Below are 16,017 nucleotides of genomic sequence, written 5' to 3'. Positions count from 1 at the left end.
CGCCGACCATGCTCGTGCTGACCTGTGGCGTCGGCCTGCGATGCCAGGAGGAAGCGGCGAGAGCGCTGTGGTCAGTAGGTCAGAATCACGATCCCTGCTGAGACCTTCTCGCCGGCCTCAGCAGGCGCCGCTCCACCCACGCTGCCGGATCCGACGCGGCCGGCGCCGGTCCCTCCCACACCGCCCGCCGAGGGGAGAGAGCCGTCGATGGGAAACTCCGCAGCCGGGCCGGACCCGCCGCCCCTACCACCGTTGTTACGTCGTCCCGGGTTGCCGGTCCCGCCGGCATTGCCAGGCTTGACGGTGCCCTCGCACCGGCTTGCCCCGGCGGTGCCGCCCTTTCCGTCGGCCCTGCCCGAGCCAGTGCTCCCAGGGGTGGAGGCGTCACCGCCACCCCTGGGCTGGCCGTGATCGGCGGACGCCATCAACGGGGCCGACACGAAAGGAACGATGTCATGACGAAGAACCGGCAAACCGACGCGAGATCCTCAACCGCCCGGTTGTTCGAGGCGTTCAACAACCATCTTGAGGACCTGGAGGAGACCGTCGACTCCTACGCCGAAGACGACGTCCTCGAAGAGCACGCGTCAGGAGCCCGGCTGCAGGGACGCCCCGAACTGCGCGAATACCTGGAGGGCTGGTACAAAGCGTCTCCGGACACGCACTACGAACTCCACAGGATCATCATTGAAGGGGACGCGGTAGCCGTCACCTTCACGGCGAGTGGAACACCGCAACAGGACTTCCCCGGCTACATCGCTCTCCCCGAGAACCGAACCGACCCGATCGAGTACTCGGTCGAATACATGGCGCTCTTCGAACTCGCTCCCGACGGCCTCATTCTGCGCGAGACGGACTACGCCAACCCCGACGAGTTCACCGCAGAGACCGGCGAACGGGCAGCCGCCTGAATCTGCACCCATCGCGCGACGGTCACCCGGCGACAGCGGTTGAGCGGTTGGGCCGGGGACGAGACGCCGTGCACGACCACGACGACATGGCCTTCGTCGGCCAGGCCAGCGAACACCTCACCTCGTGCTCTCCTGTACTGCTCGACCGGTACCCCGATCCGTGCCCTGCGGGGTGGCGACCGGCGGGGGGAGAGGCAGCGATCGCGCGGTGAGGTCCGGGGCCGCGGCCCGGACCCGTGCCGCTCATCCGGTCCGGGAGATCCGGCGCCATTGGCTGGGTGTCACGCCGAAGGTACGGCTGAAACGGCGTGAGAAGTGTGCCGCGTTCGTGAACCCCCAGGACCGGCCGATGGATTCGATCGTCCGGTGGCGGTGGACCGGTGCCGCCAGGTCGTTGCGAGCTCCTTCGAGGCGGCGTCGGATGATCCATTGTTCGAGGCTGAACCCGCTGCTCCCGCACAGCCGGTACAGAGTTCTGACGGAGGTGTTGTGCACCCGGGCGACGCGCTGCGGTGTGAGGTCCGGCTCTCGCAGGTGCAGCCGGACGTAGGCCAGGACGCGTGTGAGAAGGGTTTCCTGCGCGGTCCGGCGGCGCGTGCGGTCGTCGCCGGCGACGGACGCGATCCATGCGCGGGTGAGTTCGGTGGTGGCGTTGACCAGGGCCTCGGTCTCGGGGCCGCCAGTGAGCCGGTCGGCAATGGTGTGCAGGCCGTGGAGGTGGTTCACGAGGAGCGTGCCGACGGGGCTGTGGTGGAGGAGGGGGACCGATGCCCGCACGGTGTCCGTCGGAACGGTGAGCCCTGCGGTGTCGAGCATGAAGGCCAGCGTGCCCCCGGTCCCGGACCATGAGTAGGCGTACCCGTCGGGCATGTGGAGGAGCGACAGGCTGTGGGGCGCGAGGCGGCGCTGATGGTCGCTGGAGGCGAAGGCGCCGTCGCCCCGGACGTGGAGCACCACCGCGACGGCTTCCAGCGCGTCCCGTCGCGCCTGCCTGAGGGAGCGGGTGATGCCGATGCCCGTGCCCCGGCTGTCGAACAGGGTGAGGGACCCGATGCCCCAGACTTCGACCCGCCTCCAGACCGTCTCCTCGGGCTGTTCCTCCTCGACGGCGTCGATCCCGCCCTCGTCCATGGCCACGGCACGGTAGGCCGCGATTCTGTCGCCGCGCGGTAGGTCGTTCGTGTCCAGGACCAGCACACCGTCTCCCCCTTCGCACCCCTGCCCGAATCATCATCCTCGTCCGGCCGCTCCGTGTCAGCCGGGCCTTCCCGCCCCGCCCGGTTCCCGGGGCATGCCGGGCACCGGCCGTGCCGGGTCGGCCGCCGGGGGTGGGGCTGTGGATCCAGCAGCCAGGAGCAAACCGTTGGCAGCCAGGGCAACGCCGGGGAACGGGCACTCTGCCATGCTGCTTCACACGTGGCCCACCTGCCGGGCTCCGGTGCGCGCGGGCTGACGGCCGTGAACCCCGTGGGCCTGGGAACACCGGATCACCCACGACCGGGCCAAGCTTTCGCGTCATCGCCCCCGCCAACCCCGGCTTCGAGGCGGAGGTCGAGGCCCTCGACGCCGACCGGCCCCCGTCGGGGCCGTGACCGTGCCCGCCCTCGTCGCGGCGCTTCCGAACCCGCCGCAGCCCTCCGCATTCCCGACGACACGGCCCCGACCGGCATCCGTACGGGCCCCGGCCCTGCGGCACCCCGATGGTCCCGCACCATCTCGGCGTGATCGCCGCCCGTGGTCCCACCCCACCGCAGGCCGTGGTGGGTCCGACCCGCGCATCGACAAGGAGCTCTGCGTGTTCAACGTCATTCAGTGGCAACGGGTAGGCCGGCGCCTCGCCGGCGTCCTCGCGGCACTCGCCCTCTCCCTGGGCATGCTGGGCACGGCCGCGCCCGCCGCGCACGCCGACCCCGACCGTCCCCTGACGGTCATCGACTGGGACATCAGCGGCCTCGAACACGGCGGCCAAGGCCACCACGACCGGTACTGGAACCTGATCGATCAGGTCCACCGGGTCAGCGGACACGACTTCTACCAGGTCCTGGACGAGACCACGACGACCTACAACCAGCTGATCCAGATCCGGGTGACCTACGCCGGGCAGTACGTCGTCTCGCTGTACTACTGGGCCAACACCCTCTACCTGGCCGGGATCTACCAGCCGGGACAGCCCGACGGTACCGGCAACCGGCACTACGTCTTCCCCGACGGCTACCCCGGCGCCTTCAACCAGGTCCTGGGCGTGCAGGCCCAGCCGCTGCCGTGGAACGGCAGCTACGCCAACCTGCCCGGCGGCGGCAACCGCGCGAGTCGCCAGCTCACCCCGCAGAACCTTCAGAACGGGCTGCTGACGCTGCGCCGGACCCAGGAGCTCCTCGGTTCGGCGGCCGGCACCACGACCCTCGGGTCCTACCTCGTGGACATCATCGGCGCGACAGCCGAAGCGGCCCGCTTCGGCTACATCTTCGACACGGTGCGGCAGAACATCAGGTCCGGCTCGTCGACCCCGATCGGCGCCTTCGGCGCGGACCTCGAAACCAGCTGGGGCCAGCTCTCGGCCTGGGTCTACGCCCGGCTCAACAATCCCGCCGGTGACGGATTCACCATCGGCGCCCCGGGATACAGCAGGTACTACGCCACCGTCGCGGCCCTCATCGCCAACCTCGGATACATCGAACTCAACGGCCACAAACGCAACGGCTGACACCGGACGCCGGACGCCGGACACCGGCCGTCCTGCCGGCCGAGTGGACGGCGAGTCCCGGCCGTGCGCGGTGGCCGAGGGCGGCGTGGGGCGTGCGGTCGAGCAGAGGAGAGACCCTGCCGTCCCGGTCCGCCGGCTGTTCCAGGAAATCAAGGAACTGAGCTACAGCGCCGGCCTCAACCTCCTCAACCGCTACCTCATCCGGGGCCGCGCCGACGGGGACCGCCCGGTGATCGGCCCACGCCGCCTCGCCCGCCTCATGCTCACCCGGCCCGACCGGCGGCGGGACAAGGAAACCGACGTGTTGCAGGCCCTTACCACCGCCTGGCCCGCCCGCGCTCCTGCGCGGACGGGCCACGGCCTGCCGGATCGCGCCGAATCCGCGGTCAGAGCAGGCGCTTGCGTCCCCAGAGGACGACGAACGTGGTGACGGCGGCGGCCAGGGCCAGCAGGATCCCGGCGCCGAGCCACTGCATGACCGGCATCTGGGAGACGGGGAGGTAGTCCACCGACCAACCGACGATGCCCTTCTGGCTCACACAGGCGTCACGCGCGGCCTCCGTCGGGCTGCTGCACGTGCCCCAGCCGAGGAGCTTCCCGGAGGAGGTCACGAAGGACTGGTCCAGGGTGTAGGCGGCCGTCGGGAGCTCCGGGAAGGCGTCGGTGCCGACCCCGTCGCGGGTGACGACCGTGGTGGCGGTGCCCAGCGGCAGCCGGACCGCCGACCAGGCCACCTTGATGGCGACGGCCGCGCCGAGGGTGACCACCATGGCGGCCAGGGAGCGCCGCAGGAGCATCCCGATCAGGGCGCCGACGGTCACGGTGAAGAGGGTCAGCGCGACGGGGACGGGTCCGGTGGCGTCGAACACGGCGCCGGACGTCCAGTCCGAGGAGGTCGCCTTGACGGGGTGGTACCACCAGGTGAAGGCGGCCGACAGCGCCACGGTGGCGACCGCGCTCACCGCCAGGGCCAGTCCGAGCTTGGCGGTCAGCCAGCGCATCCGGCTGACGGACTGCCCGGTGACGAGTTTGGCGGTGCCGGTCTCCAGGTCGGACGCGAACAGCGGAGCACCGAGGAAGACGCCCAGGACCACAGGGACGAGCCCGAGTTGGAAGCCGGTGTCGTTCAGCTGACCGCTGAACGGACCGAAGCCGTTGCGCCACTCGTCACCCGTCGGGTGGGGCCAGTCGAACCGTGCCAGGTGGTCCATCATCCCGGCGCGCCGGTAGGCGATGAACGCGACCCCCACCACGGTCAGCGCCAGCACGGTCCGCAGCGTTGCCCGGTGCTGGCGCCACACCAGCCAGGACAGGCCGTGCAACGCCGGACGGCGGCGCGCCCCAGTCGCGGCCCCGGTCGGGCGGGGGGAGGGAGAGGTGCCGGCCATGGTGCTCATGCCGCCACCGCCCCGTCCCGGGCCAGCCCGCGGACCTGGGCGCTCTCGGTGAGCAGAGGCGGTGTGTCGGGCGATCGAAGGTAGGAGAGGAGGAGTTCCTCAAGGGTGGGGGCATCGCACTGCCAGCGCGCGTCGACCACACCGCCGTGGCGGATCAGGGCCCTGGCCTGGCGGCCGCTGGTGCGGTACTCGACGACGGTGTGCTGGGCGAGGTCGGCGGGCGGCCCGCCCCCGTCGTGCAGCCCGGTGAGCAGGACATGGGCGTCGAGCAGCCTGTCCACCTCGCCGGCCAGCCGCAGCATGCCGGAGGAGACGACCAGGAGGTAGTCGCAGACGGTCTCGATCTCGGCGAGCATGTGGGAGGACATCACGATGGTGGTGCCGCGCTCGGCCGCCTCGGCCAGCAGGGTGCCCGTCAGCTCGTGGCGGACCAGGGGATCGAGGTCGGACATCGGCTCGTCGAGCAGCAGCAGGTCGGGGCGCTTGCCGAAGGCCAGGGCGAACGCGACGCGGGTCCGCTGCCCGCCCGACAGGGTGTTGATCCTGGCGGCGAGGGGTATGGTGCCGGCCCGGACGATGTCCTCGGCGGCGCGCTGGTCCCAGGTGGGGTTGAGCTCCCGGCCCAGGCGCAGGGTCTCCGCCACCGTGAAGCGGCCGAACAGCGGCTTCTCCTGGGACAGTAACGCCGTACGCACCCCTGCCTGCGCCGATGCCGGGGCGGAACCGAACACCCGCAGACTGCCCTCGGTGGGCTCCAGCAGATTGCCGGCCATGGCCATCAGCGTCGTCTTACCGGCCCCGTTCGGGCCCACCAGGCCGCAGATCCGGCCGGCCGGCAGCCGGAACGAACAGTCCCGCAGCGCCCAACCCCGTCGGTACCTGCGGCCCAGCCCCCGCGCCTCGATGGCGGACTCGTCGTCCGCCTCGCCCGTGAACACTTTTTGACCCGCACCTTCATGCATCGCCGCTCCTCGGTATGGGGTTTCCGCGGTGGTGGCCGCCGCCGAGGCGGACTCCGGTGGGGAGGCGTACGCCTCCCCGAGGACGGAGTCGACCAGCGCGGTCACGTCCTCCCGCTCCAGCCCTGCCGTGGCCGCCCGCCACGCCCGGGAGACCGGCTCCTTGCGCAGCGGCGAGTTCGCGGCCCCCGGAGGTCGGGCCGGCGGACGCAAGACGAACGTGCCGGGACCGGGCCTGAGTTGGACCGACCCCTCCCGCACCCGTCCCCGGTACGCCTTGAGGGTCGTGTTCGGATCGACCGCGCAGAGCAGGGAGACGTCCTTCGCCGTCGGCAGCCGGTCGCCCGGCATCAGCAGGCCGAGCCGGAGCTCCTGTGTGGTCTGCTGGACGATCTTCAGGTTTGTCGCGACCCCGCTGCGACGGTCGATGTGGAACTCCACCCCACCACCATTTCACTACTTGATTAGTGAAAGCATGGTGGATGGTGCGGCGGGGGTATGTCAACCGCCGGCCGCGACCACCCGGGGGTGAGTTCGGGCCGGTGGAACCGGGGCGCTGCGCTCTCCAGGTGCGCCACCTGGCCTACGACGACTACAGCGGCCGGGACTACGGCAGGCCGTCCTCGGACGCCGCCCATGGCTGGGGCGACGGAGCCCAGGACGACCGGCAGACCCTTGACACGGACGCCTACGTCGCGGCCGCGCGGACCTGGGGCTGTCAGTTGGCCGTGGGCAGCGGCGAGCCCCGTGGGGGAGCAGCCCGACCTGTGGTGGAGCCCCTGCGGTCACGGGTATCGGCAACGACAGGGCCGGCAAGATCTGGTACCGCGCGCCGGCCCGCGACCCGATACCCAACTCCCACTCCTCAGGAGCTCGCGCCGCGACCCTGCGTGCCGCAGCCGACCACGGCGGCCGAAGCCGTACGGCACCGATCTGCGGGGCCGGCCGCCGCCGGACAGCGGTGAGCAGCGCTGGACAGCAGGTGGCCGAGAAAATGGACACCGCCCACGGGGAGGCTGTCCACATGAACCGAACGGCAAGGAACTGCCGGCCCTCGGAGTGGCCGAGCAGGTGCCTCATCTCGATCCGCACCCTGCCACAGCCCGGGGCACCAGCCGTGGTCCGGAGACCGCACCCGGCCGGGGGCGACGTCCCCGGCCGGCCGGCCGATCGGCCCGGACCGGCGCACCACGACGTCGTGACACCCGTCCTCGTGGTCTGACGAGAAGCCGCACCCTCCCCGCCCTGCGGGGGAGTTCACGGTGACGAAGTACTGCGGGGCCACCGCCGGGCCCGGCGCCGCGCTCGCGGCCACGGCAGCGGCGCCCGGTTCACCGTCCTGCTCGCCACCTCGATCGCGAACGTCGCGCTGCCGCAGATCCGTGACGGCGTCGGACTCTCCGACGCCCGTCCTGGCCGGCACGCCCTGTCGGCGCTCCCACCGACCCGCCGCGGCCCATGCGGCCCCGCTGCCGAACACCAGCCCGCTCCCCGGGCCGGCCGCCCGAGGCCGCCACCGACCACCCGACCAACGCGCACTCCACCAGTACACCGACCGAGAGGAACCACCCGTGCTCACCATCGACGAGAACGCGCCCGTCATCGTCCGCCTGGCCATCGAGATCGACGCCCCGCTGGAGACCGTCTGGTCCCTGCACACCGGCATCGACGACTGGCCCGTCTGGAACACCGATGTCGACCAGGCCCGCCTGGAGGGCCCGCTCGCCGAAGGCGCCTCCTTCACCTGGCGCACCCACGGACTGGACATCACCTCCACCGTCCACGAGCTCGTGCCCGGCACCCGGATCGCCTGGGGCGGCCCCGCGAACGGTATCGAGGGCATCCACGTGTGGACCTTCGAGCAGACCGGCGACCGGGTCACCGTCCACACCGAGGAGTCCTGGAGCGGAGCCCCCGTCGACGCCGCCTCCGACCAGCTCCGCCACGCCCTGCGCACCTCCCTGGAGGACTGGCTCACCTGTCTCAAGAACCGTGCCGAAAAGCGCTCCTGACCACCTGAACCCCGCTCCGGCCGTATCGCCGCTCCGAAGACCAAGAGGACCCGATCATGACTGACAAGCCTTACCTGCTGGGCCACTACACCCCCGCCGCCGACGAACTGACCGCCACCGGACTGACCGTCGAGGGCACCCTTCCGCCCGAGCTGAGCGGCCGGCTGATCCGCAACAGCCACAACCCCAAGCCCGGCGTCACCCCCACCCACTGGTTCAAGGGCAGCGGCATGGTCCACGGCATCCGGCTGCACGAGGGCCGCGCCGAGTGGTACCGCAACCGCTGGGTCCACACCCCCGCCCTGGACGGCGCGCCCTACATGACCGAGCACGGCCCCGACATGACGGCGAGCACCGCGGGCACCCACGTCATCGAGCACGCCGGGCGCCTGCTCGCCCTGTGTGAGGCCAACCTCCCCTTCGAACTCACCCCCGACCTCGACACCGTCGGCCCCTACGACTTCGACGGCAAGCTGCGCAGCGCCATGACCGCCCACCCCAAGAGCGACCCGGTCACCGGCGAACTCCACTTCTTCGGCTCCTCCCCGTTCCCGCCCTACCTGGTCTACTACGTCGCCGACCCGAACGGGCACATCACGCACAGCGCCGAGGTCCCGGGCGCCACCGCCTCCCTCAAGCACGACTTCGCCGTCACCCGCCACCACGTGGTGTTCGTCGAGGGCACCGTCACCTTCGACCCCACCGAGCACTCCGGCATCCCCTACTCCTGGCAGGACGCGCAGCCGGCCAGGATCGGCGTCATGCCGCGCGGCCCGCACGGTGCCGACAAGATCCGCTGGTTCCCGATCGAACCCGGCAACATGCTCCACGCCGCCAACGCCTACGAGGACGCCGCCGGTCGCATCGTCCTGGAGGGCCCCACCGTCGACCGCGAGGGCTTCCAGCTCTCCTGGAACTGGTGGATCGGCGCACCCAGCCGCGGCACCGAGCCCAACACCCGCTCCTACACCCGTCGCTGGGTCGTCGACCCGGCCGCAGGCACCGTCGACGAGCAGGCTGTCGACGACCTCGCCGTCGAGTTCCCCACCCTCAACGAGGACTTCCTCGGCGCCGAGCACCGCTACCAGTACGCGGTCTCCTTCCCCGACCAGCGGGGCTTCGGCGGCTACGGCGTGGTCAAGTACGACCGCACCACCGGCGAGCGCCGCATCCACCAGGTCGGCGACGCCCGGCTGCCCAGCGAAGCGGTCTTCGTCCCCGCCGCCGGCGCCACCCGCGAGGACGACGGCTACCTGCTCACCGTCGTCTCCGACCTCAAGCAGGACGCCTCCCAGCTCCTGGTCCTGGACGCCTCCGGCCTTGAGCAGGTCGCCACCGTCCACCTCCCGCGCCGGGTCACCGCCGGCATCCACGGCTCCTGGATCCCCGACAGCGCCCTGTGACCGGCCGTCCCGGCGCGCGCCGCCCAGGAGCCCCGGCAGACCACCACCCTTCCACGAAAGAGCACTGCCATGCGTACACTCACCGCGGTCATGACCGCCGCCGCCACCGCCGCACTCCTCCTCACCACGTCCCACACCGCCTCCGCCCTCACCGCCGACCGTCGCCCCACCACGGTGGCGGACTCGGCCGCGAGGCACCCCGCGGACGTGCGGATCGACGAGAAGGCCCCGGTCATCACCCGCACCGACATCCTCATCCACGCCCCGCTGCACACCGTCTGGCGGATCCAGACCGACGTCGAGAACTGGCCCACCTGGCAGCCGAACGTCGCCAGGATGGCCAAGGACACCCCCGGCCGCCTGCGCCCCGGCTCGGTGTTCCGCTGGAGCACCGAGGGCCTCGACATCACCTCCACCGTCAAGCAGGTCGAGCCCGGTAGGCGCCTGGTCTGGGGCGGCCCGGCCCAGGGCATCACCGCCGTCCACGTCTGGACCTTCACCCCCACCTGCGACGGTGTCCTCGTCCACACCGAGGAGTCCTGGACCGGCAAGCCCGTCCTGGCCAACAAGGCAGTGCTGCAGGCCGCCCTCGACACCTCCCTGCACAACTGGGTCACCAACCTCAAGCACGAGGCCGAGGCCCAGGCCGCCCGATAGCCCACGCAACTCCCGCGCCCGGATCCGGCAGCAGACCCGGTCCGGGCCGCGGGAGGGCCTGGAGCAGGCCGGGCCGGTTGCCCTTGGCGATGACCAGGTAGTGGGCGCCGTGGGCGTGCGGGTGGCGGGCGTGATCGTGCCGGAGGCGGAGGGCGTCGGCGGTGATCACCGCGTCCTGGATCTCCAGGGTGTCCACGAGCGGGGCGAATGGGACGTCACCGGCTCCCGGCGGTCGAGGCCGCCCTGGACCGGACCGGCCCGCGGCGCATCACCGATCTGGCCGCGGTCGGGGGCGTCACCCAGCCCGCGACGACCGCCCTGGTCCGGGTGATGGAGGGGCGTCGGGCTCGGGCCGACGGCGCTGATGATGGGCGTGGCCCGGGCCCACCTCCCCGAGGAGCGCAGTGCGGCCGTGATCGCCCTGATCTCGGTGGTCTCGACCATCGGGGCCGGCGTCGGCTACCCGCTGGCCCGCACGCCGAGCTCGGCGGGGTACGGGCCGCCTACGGCCTCGGCCTGGTCGTCACCGCCGCCGCCCTCGTGACCGCGTGGCGCTCCATGCCCGAAACCCCCCGAAGGCCGCTCCGCCCACGTGGACGTGGCAGGCGCGGTCCTGGCCGCTGCGCTGCTCTTGGCGCTGTTCCTCGCCGGCGATCGGAATCCGTGGAGCCGGCACCTCGCCGTGGCCGCGGGCCTCGCCGTCGTCACGGTGGTGCTGCTCTGCGTCCGGGCCGTCATCGAGCTGCGCAGCACGACGCCCCTCTCGCCCGCCGCCGCTCGGCCGAGACCAACCCGTACGTCAGATGCACTCATCCCGACACTGTGTTCGCCGTGCCCTCGCACTCTTCGGCGGAGGTCGCGGGTCCGAGCCGGTCGGGCGTGCGGCCAAGGCGGGCCCGTACGCGACGGCTGCTGTACCTGCGAACACCGCGTGCTGCTCGGCGGTGCTCAGGCCGGCGGTGAGGGCCCGGGCGGTGTCCACCACCTCCTGGTAGGAGGCGGCGAGGGTACAGACCGGCCAGTCTGAGCCGAACATCAGCCGCTCGGGCCCGAAAGCCGCCAGCACGGTATCCGAGTACGGACGCAGGTCGGTGAGGGTCCAGTGCTGCCAGTCGGCCTCGGTGACCAGGCCGGAGAGTTTGCAGAAGGTGTTGGGCCTGGAGGCCAGTGCGCGGACCGCCGTGGCCCAGGGCTCGGTCTCGCCGGTGGCTGCGGGCGGTTTGGCGAGATGGTCGAGAACGAGGCTCAGTTCCGGTAGACGGGTGGCGACCTCGGTGGCGGCAGGCAGCTGATGGGGAAGGACGAGCAGGTCGTAGGCGAGCCCGGAGGCCGCCACCGTTGCCAGGCCACGCAGGACGTCGGGGCGCAGCAGCCACTCGGGGTCAGGTTCGGACTGGACTTGGTGGCGCAGGCCCACCAGCTTCCGGCCGCCCGGAAGTTCACGCAGCCGGGCGATGGTGTCGGCGATGCCGCGGTCCGTGAGGTCGGTCCAGCCGATGACGCCGGCGACCAGGTCGTCGGAGGCGGCCAGTGCCAGCATCTCAGGGGTCTCCTGCGGAAGGCAGACGGTCTGCACCAGGACGGTTGCGGTGACGCCCGCCCGACTGGCGGGTAGGTGCAGGTCGGCGAGTGAGAAGTCGCGGTGGATCGGGGCGAGTGCCTCGCCGGTGATCCACTCCTGGTCGCGGACAGCAAGGTCCCACAGGTGGTGGTGTGTGTCGACGATCCCAGGGCCGGTCATAGTTCCCACACCACCGGGAGGCCGGCTGCGGCGCCGTCGACGGAGTAGTCGTGGACGACATCGAGCAGCTCGGCCATCCTGGCCTGCCATGCGATGTTGACCGGCAGACCCTCCAGCCCGGCAAGCAGTGCGGCGTAGTCGGCACACTCGATGAGGTGGAACAGCTCGGTGCCGCTGCGCCAGATGGTCCAGGAGGTGGCGCCGGCCGTCCGGATGGCGGCGGTGAGTTCGATGGGCACCTGTTGGTGGGCCAGCTCATAGGCGGAGATCTGGTCAGCGCGGACGCGGGTATGCAGGGCGACCCTCATTCGGGCTCCATGGGTGTGTGGGGTGGCCCGCGCGATGAACGTGCCGAAGGCTGTGCGCGGGTGGTGGGGGTGTGAGCGACTTGCGTCTGCGGGTCGGTGCGGTCAATGCTCCGGGGTGTCCTCGACGATGAGGATGTCGAGGCTGCGGGGGCCGTGAACGCCTTCGACGCGGTCGAGTTCGATGTCGCTGGTGGCGGACGGTCCGGAGATCCAGGTGAGCGGGCGGGTGGGGTCGAGCGCGGCGAGGGCGTCCGGGACGTCGGCGACTATCTGCGAGGCCCGCACGACGCAGAGGTGGTAGTCGGGGATGAGGGTGAGTGCGCGTCGGCCTTGGCCGGGGCCGCTGTCGAGGACGAGGGTGCCGGTGACGGCGATGGCGATGGTCGCGGTGGTGAGGGCGCCGCCGAGGGTTTTCAGCTCCGGGAGGGTGAGTGCGGGCCGGTCGGATCGCCACGGCAGGTGGGGAAGCCAGTCGGCGGGAAAGCCGTCCGGCACGACGATATTGGTGGCGCCGTGTGCGGCAAGGGCCGCGCCTATGGTTTCCGGCAACGACCTCGGTGCGCAGCGGCGTACGGTGGCGCGGTAGTCGGCGGCGCGTTCGAGGAAGAGTTCGGTCAGGTCGCTGTCGGCGTGGCTGCGGTGGTAGGCCCGGGGGACGGGGACGTCCTCGGGGCGTTCGTCGGAGGGGACGTCGGTGAGTGCGGCGCGGATCCGGGCCAGCATCTCGTGGCGGCTCGTCATGGTGTCTCCCGGTTCCGGCGCCACCAGGAACGGAAGGACTCGGCGGGCGGTACGGGGGTGTCGCGCGAGTCCGACCAGCCGCGCAGCGGCCCGGGGAGCCGTCTGATCCTGCCGCCCCTGGCCAGCACGCTTGCGCCGAGGGCTCCGGCCTTCTGGGCGGCGGTCAGGCGGCCGGGGGAGGAGAGTACCGCGGTCGCGGCCTTCATGACGAGTGCCTCGACGGTGGGGGTGCGGCGACTGCGGCGCTTGCCTTCGACGGCCTCGGCGCGCAGGTGGGCGAGAACCTCCGGGATGTTGATTTTGACGGGGCAGGCGTCGTAGCAGGCGCCGCACAGCGTGGAGGCGAAGGGCAGCGACGCCGCGTGCTCGACGCCGACCAGTTGCGGGGTGAGGACGGCGCCGATCGGGCCGGGGTAGACGGAGCCGTAGGCGTGGCCGCCGGTGCGCTGGTAGACCGGGCAGACGTTGAGGCAGGCGGAGCAGCGGATGCAGGCGAGGGCCTGGCGGCCGACGGTGTCGCGCAGGGTGGCGGTGCGGCCGTTGTCGAGGAGGACGAGGTGGAAGCGGCGGGGGCCGTCGCCGGGCGTGACCCCGGTCCACAGGGAGGTATAGGGGTTCATCCGTTCGCCGGTGGAGGAGCGCGGCAGGAGCTGGAGGAAGACTTCCAGGTCGGCGAACGAGGGGATGACCTTCTCGATGCCCATGACCGTGATGAGGGTTTCTGGGATGGTGAGGCACATTCGGCCGTTGCCCTCGGATTCGACGACGACGACCGTGCCGGTGTCGGCGCAGGCGAAGTTGGCTCCGGAGACGGCGACCTTGGCGGTGAGGAACTTCTGGCGGAGGTGGAGTCGGGCGGCGTCGGCGAGGGCGACCGGATCGTCGCTCAGACCGTCGGGGGCGGGACGGCCCCAGCGTGCCATTTCTCGGGTGAAGATGTCACGGATCTCGGCGCGGTTGCGGTGGATCGCCGGGACAAGGATGTGGGAGGGCCTGTCCTTGCCGAGCTGGACGATGAGTTCGGCGAGGTCGGTCTCGTACGCGGTGATGCCGGCCTCGGCGAGTGCCTCGTTGAGACCGATCTCCTGGGTGGCCATCGACTTGACCTTGACCACCTCGCGCTCGCCGGTGGCGTGGACCAGCTCGGTGACGATCCGGTTGGCCTCCTGAGCGTCCGCCGCCCAGTGCACCGTGGCGCCCGCAGCGGTCAGCGAGGACTCCAGGCGCTCCAAGTGATGGTCGAGATGGCGCAGGGTGCGGGCCTTGAGCGCGGCCGCGGTCTCGCGCAGCTGCTCCCAGTCGTCGAGTTCGGCGATTGCTGCCACGCGTTTGTCGCGGATGGTGGTGGTGGCGCGTTTGAGGTTCTCGCGCAGTTGGCTGTCGGCGAGGGCGGTGCGTGCGGCCTGGGGGAAGGGCGGGGTGCCGAGCCAGACCAGGCCGTGGTTGTCCTTCATCGCGGGTCCTCCTCGATGGTGGCGAGGATCTCGGCCAGGTGCATGGTGCGGATGGGGGAGTTCTGCCGGGACAGGCCGCCGCCGATGTGCAGCAGGCAGGAGTTGTCGGCCGCGCACAGCACGTCGGGGGCGGTGGCGGTGACGTCTGCGGTCTTGTCGGCGAGCATCGCGGCGGAGGTCGCGGCGTTCTTCATCGCGAAGGTGCCTCCGAAACCGCAGCATTCCTCCCGGCCGCCCAGGTCGAGGAGTTCGAGTCCGTCCACGGCGCGCAGCAGCCGTTCGGGGCGGTCGCCCAGGCGCAGCCCGCGCAGCGAGTGGCACGTGGGGTGGTAGGCGACCTTGTGCGGGAACCGGGCGCCGACATCGGTGACGCCGAGGACGTCCGTCAGGAACTCGGTGAACTCGTGGACCCTGGGAACGAGTCCGGCGACCTTGCGCCGGAGGTCTGGCGAGGCGTACCGGTCGGTGAGGAGGGGGTGGTTCTCGCGGACCATGCCGGCGCAGGACGCGGAGGGGGTGATGACGGCGTCGTAGTGGGAGAAGGTGTCGGCGAAGTGCCGCACCAGGGGCATCGCGTCGGTGCGGTAGCCGGTGTTGAAGTGCATCTGCCCGCAGCAGGTCTGTTCCTGTGGGAAGTCGACCGTATGGCCGAGCCGTTCCAGGACCGTGACCACGGCGCGGCCGGTGTCGGGGAGCAGGGTGTCGTTGATGCAGGTGAGGAACAGGGCGATGCGCATCAGTGGTCGCCTTCCGGTACGGGGACGTTGTCCGGCAGCAGGGCCGTGGTGCGCAGGTCGACCCAGAGCGCGGCCGGGACGCGTCGCGCGTACTGCCGCCCGGCGTCCGTGATCTCGTCGGCGGTGCGGGCGCCGACAAGGACACTCGCCACCGCCGGGTGCGCGAGCGCGAACCGCACCGCGGCCGCGCGCAGCGGCACGCCGTGTCGCGCGCAGACCTCCTGCATCCGCAGCGCGCGTTCCACCTGGGGGGCCGGAGCGGTGGTGTAGTCGAAGGTGGCGTCCGGGTGCGGGTCGGCGAGCAACCCGGAGTTGAACACCCCGCCTATGACGACCGAGATGTCGTGTTCGAGGGCTGCGGGAAGCAGCTCCTGGAGCGCTGTCTGGTCGAGCAGCGTGTAGCGGCCGGCGATCAGGACGACGTCGACGTCGGTGTCGCGGACGAAGCGTGCCAGTGGTTCGCAGTGGTTCATCCCGGCGCCGATCGATCCGACGAGGCCCTCGGTGCGCAGGCGTTCCAGAGCTGGGTAGGCCTCGCCCAGTGCCTGGTCCAGGTGGTCGTCGGGGTCGTGCAGGTAGACGGTGTCGACTCGGTCGACGCCGAGGCGGGTCAGGCTTTCCTCCAGGCTGCGGCGGATTCCGTCGGCGGTGAAGTCCCAGCGGCGGGTGTGGGTCGCGGGTACCGCGAAGCCGTTCGCCGCGTCGGACCCGCTTACGGGTTCGACCGGTTCCAGGATCCGGCCGACCTTGGTGGAGAGGTGGAATCCGTCCCGTGGGTGCTCCTGGAGGAACCGGCCGAGTCGTCGTTCGGACAGGCCGAGGCCGTAGTGCGGGGCCGTGTCGAAGGAGCGGATGCCGGCTGTCCATGCTGCGGCGAGGGCGGCGTTCGCTTCCTCGTCTCCGACCGGAGTGAACAGGTTCCCGAGGCCGGCCGCGCCGAATGCGAGCCGGGTGACGGCGGTGTTGGTGCGTCCGAGCGGGACCAGCTCCATC

The 16,017-nt window shown here is 71.4% G+C and carries 15 protein-coding genes; 6 read left to right on the top strand and 9 right to left on the bottom strand.

The features are described 5' to 3' along the window. Positions 1-455 precede the first annotated feature (455 nt). Positions 456-911: an ester cyclase gene (locus tag PUR61_RS03520; RefSeq protein WP_329875479.1), complete on the top strand. Its 456-nt coding sequence runs from the start codon at positions 456-458 to the stop codon at positions 909-911. Positions 912-1,154: 243 nt separating this feature from the next. Here PUR61_RS03520 and PUR61_RS03515 read toward each other — a convergent pair whose 3' ends face one another. Beyond that, a complete protein-coding gene (locus PUR61_RS03515; protein WP_329875477.1) occupies positions 1,155-2,108 on the bottom strand; it encodes a helix-turn-helix domain-containing protein in 954 nt (317 codons plus the stop codon). 598 nt (positions 2,109-2,706) lie between these two features. On the opposite strand from PUR61_RS03515, the gene PUR61_RS03510 reads away from it, so the two are divergent. Further along, entirely contained in the window at positions 2,707-3,615 is a 909-nt protein-coding gene (locus PUR61_RS03510) for a ribosome-inactivating family protein (RefSeq protein WP_329875475.1), read from the top strand. Positions 3,616-4,001: 386 nt separating this feature from the next. Here PUR61_RS03510 and PUR61_RS03505 read toward each other — a convergent pair whose 3' ends face one another. Beyond that, positions 4,002-5,012, bottom strand: coding sequence for an ABC transporter (locus PUR61_RS03505; protein ID WP_329875473.1), 1,011 nt, complete (start codon positions 5,010-5,012; stop codon positions 4,002-4,004). After that, positions 5,009-5,974: an ABC transporter ATP-binding protein gene (locus tag PUR61_RS03500; protein ID WP_329875565.1), complete on the bottom strand. Its 966-nt coding sequence runs from the start codon at positions 5,972-5,974 to the stop codon at positions 5,009-5,011. The genes PUR61_RS03505 and PUR61_RS03500 overlap by 4 nt, the downstream gene beginning before the upstream one ends. Before the next feature lie 1,568 nt (positions 5,975-7,542). On the opposite strand from PUR61_RS03500, the gene PUR61_RS03495 reads away from it, so the two are divergent. The 4 genes from PUR61_RS03495 to PUR61_RS03480 all read left to right on the top strand — a co-directional run bounded on the left by PUR61_RS03495 (position 7,543) and on the right by PUR61_RS03480 (position 10,587). Further along, entirely contained in the window at positions 7,543-7,983 is a 441-nt protein-coding gene (locus tag PUR61_RS03495) for an SRPBCC family protein (RefSeq protein WP_329875471.1), read from the top strand. A gap of 56 nt (positions 7,984-8,039) precedes the next feature. Next, entirely contained in the window at positions 8,040-9,386 is a 1,347-nt protein-coding gene (locus tag PUR61_RS03490) for a carotenoid oxygenase family protein (RefSeq protein ID WP_329875469.1), read from the top strand. Between the two features lie 69 nt (positions 9,387-9,455). Next, a complete protein-coding gene (locus PUR61_RS03485; protein ID WP_329875467.1) occupies positions 9,456-10,043 on the top strand; it encodes an SRPBCC family protein in 588 nt (195 codons plus the stop codon). Positions 10,044-10,416: 373 nt separating this feature from the next. Continuing rightward, positions 10,417-10,587 carry a hypothetical protein gene (locus PUR61_RS03480; protein WP_329875567.1) on the top strand — a complete coding sequence of 57 codons (171 nt, stop codon included), beginning with the start codon at positions 10,417-10,419 and terminating at the stop codon, positions 10,585-10,587. 255 nt (positions 10,588-10,842) lie between these two features. On the opposite strand, the gene PUR61_RS03475 is transcribed toward PUR61_RS03480, so the two are convergent. The 6 genes from PUR61_RS03475 to PUR61_RS03450 all read right to left on the bottom strand — a co-directional run bounded on the left by PUR61_RS03475 (position 10,843) and on the right by PUR61_RS03450 (position 16,016). Then, positions 10,843-11,784: an amidohydrolase family protein gene (locus PUR61_RS03475; protein WP_329875465.1), complete on the bottom strand. Its 942-nt coding sequence runs from the start codon at positions 11,782-11,784 to the stop codon at positions 10,843-10,845. After that, the gene (locus PUR61_RS03470) at positions 11,781-12,092 is read right to left on the bottom strand and encodes an L-rhamnose mutarotase (RefSeq protein ID WP_329875463.1); all 312 of its coding nucleotides are present in this window, start codon (positions 12,090-12,092) and stop codon (positions 11,781-11,783) included. Before PUR61_RS03470 ends, PUR61_RS03475 begins: the two co-directional genes overlap by 4 nt. A gap of 102 nt (positions 12,093-12,194) precedes the next feature. Next, positions 12,195-12,833 (bottom strand): LutC/YkgG family protein, encoded by a 639-nt coding sequence (locus tag PUR61_RS03465; RefSeq protein ID WP_329875461.1) that lies wholly within the window; start codon positions 12,831-12,833, stop codon positions 12,195-12,197. Further along, positions 12,830-14,287: a LutB/LldF family L-lactate oxidation iron-sulfur protein gene (locus tag PUR61_RS03460; protein WP_329875459.1), complete on the bottom strand. Its 1,458-nt coding sequence runs from the start codon at positions 14,285-14,287 to the stop codon at positions 12,830-12,832. Before PUR61_RS03460 ends, PUR61_RS03465 begins: the two co-directional genes overlap by 4 nt. Then, positions 14,284-15,024 carry a (Fe-S)-binding protein gene (locus PUR61_RS03455; RefSeq protein ID WP_329875457.1) on the bottom strand — a complete coding sequence of 247 codons (741 nt, stop codon included), beginning with the start codon at positions 15,022-15,024 and terminating at the stop codon, positions 14,284-14,286. Before PUR61_RS03455 ends, PUR61_RS03460 begins: the two co-directional genes overlap by 4 nt. Next, positions 15,024-16,016 carry an aldo/keto reductase gene (locus tag PUR61_RS03450; RefSeq protein ID WP_329875455.1) on the bottom strand — a complete coding sequence of 331 codons (993 nt, stop codon included), beginning with the start codon at positions 16,014-16,016 and terminating at the stop codon, positions 15,024-15,026. Before PUR61_RS03450 ends, PUR61_RS03455 begins: the two co-directional genes overlap by 1 nt. Position 16,017 lies beyond the last annotated feature (1 nt).

The organism is Streptomyces sp. BE20, assembly GCF_036322525.1.
In the GTDB taxonomy this organism is placed as follows: domain Bacteria; phylum Actinomycetota; class Actinomycetes; order Streptomycetales; family Streptomycetaceae; genus Kitasatospora.
The sequence above is the reverse complement of the archived record's forward strand: the minus strand, read 5'-3'. Positions and strand labels throughout refer to the sequence as shown.

Coding starts and splice junctions, on each gene's coding strand:
- PUR61_RS03450 (WP_329875455.1), bottom strand. CDS start 16,016: ATGGAGCTGGTCCCGCTCGGACGCACCAACACCGCCGTCACCCGGCTC.
- PUR61_RS03455 (WP_329875457.1), bottom strand. CDS start 15,024: ATGCGCATCGCCCTGTTCCTCACCTGCATCAACGACACCCTGCTCCCC.
- PUR61_RS03475 (WP_329875465.1), bottom strand. CDS start 11,784: ATGACCGGCCCTGGGATCGTCGACACACACCACCACCTGTGGGACCTT.
- PUR61_RS03500 (WP_329875565.1), bottom strand. CDS start 5,974: ATGCATGAAGGTGCGGGTCAAAAAGTGTTCACGGGCGAGGCGGACGAC.
- PUR61_RS03460 (WP_329875459.1), bottom strand. CDS start 14,287: ATGAAGGACAACCACGGCCTGGTCTGGCTCGGCACCCCGCCCTTCCCC.
- PUR61_RS03490 (WP_329875469.1), top strand. CDS start 8,040: ATGACTGACAAGCCTTACCTGCTGGGCCACTACACCCCCGCCGCCGAC.
- PUR61_RS03520 (WP_329875479.1), top strand. CDS start 456: ATGACGAAGAACCGGCAAACCGACGCGAGATCCTCAACCGCCCGGTTG.
- PUR61_RS03485 (WP_329875467.1), top strand. CDS start 9,456: ATGCGTACACTCACCGCGGTCATGACCGCCGCCGCCACCGCCGCACTC.
- PUR61_RS03465 (WP_329875461.1), bottom strand. CDS start 12,833: ATGACGAGCCGCCACGAGATGCTGGCCCGGATCCGCGCCGCACTCACC.
- PUR61_RS03470 (WP_329875463.1), bottom strand. CDS start 12,092: ATGAGGGTCGCCCTGCATACCCGCGTCCGCGCTGACCAGATCTCCGCC.
- PUR61_RS03505 (WP_329875473.1), bottom strand. CDS start 5,012: ATGAGCACCATGGCCGGCACCTCTCCCTCCCCCCGCCCGACCGGGGCC.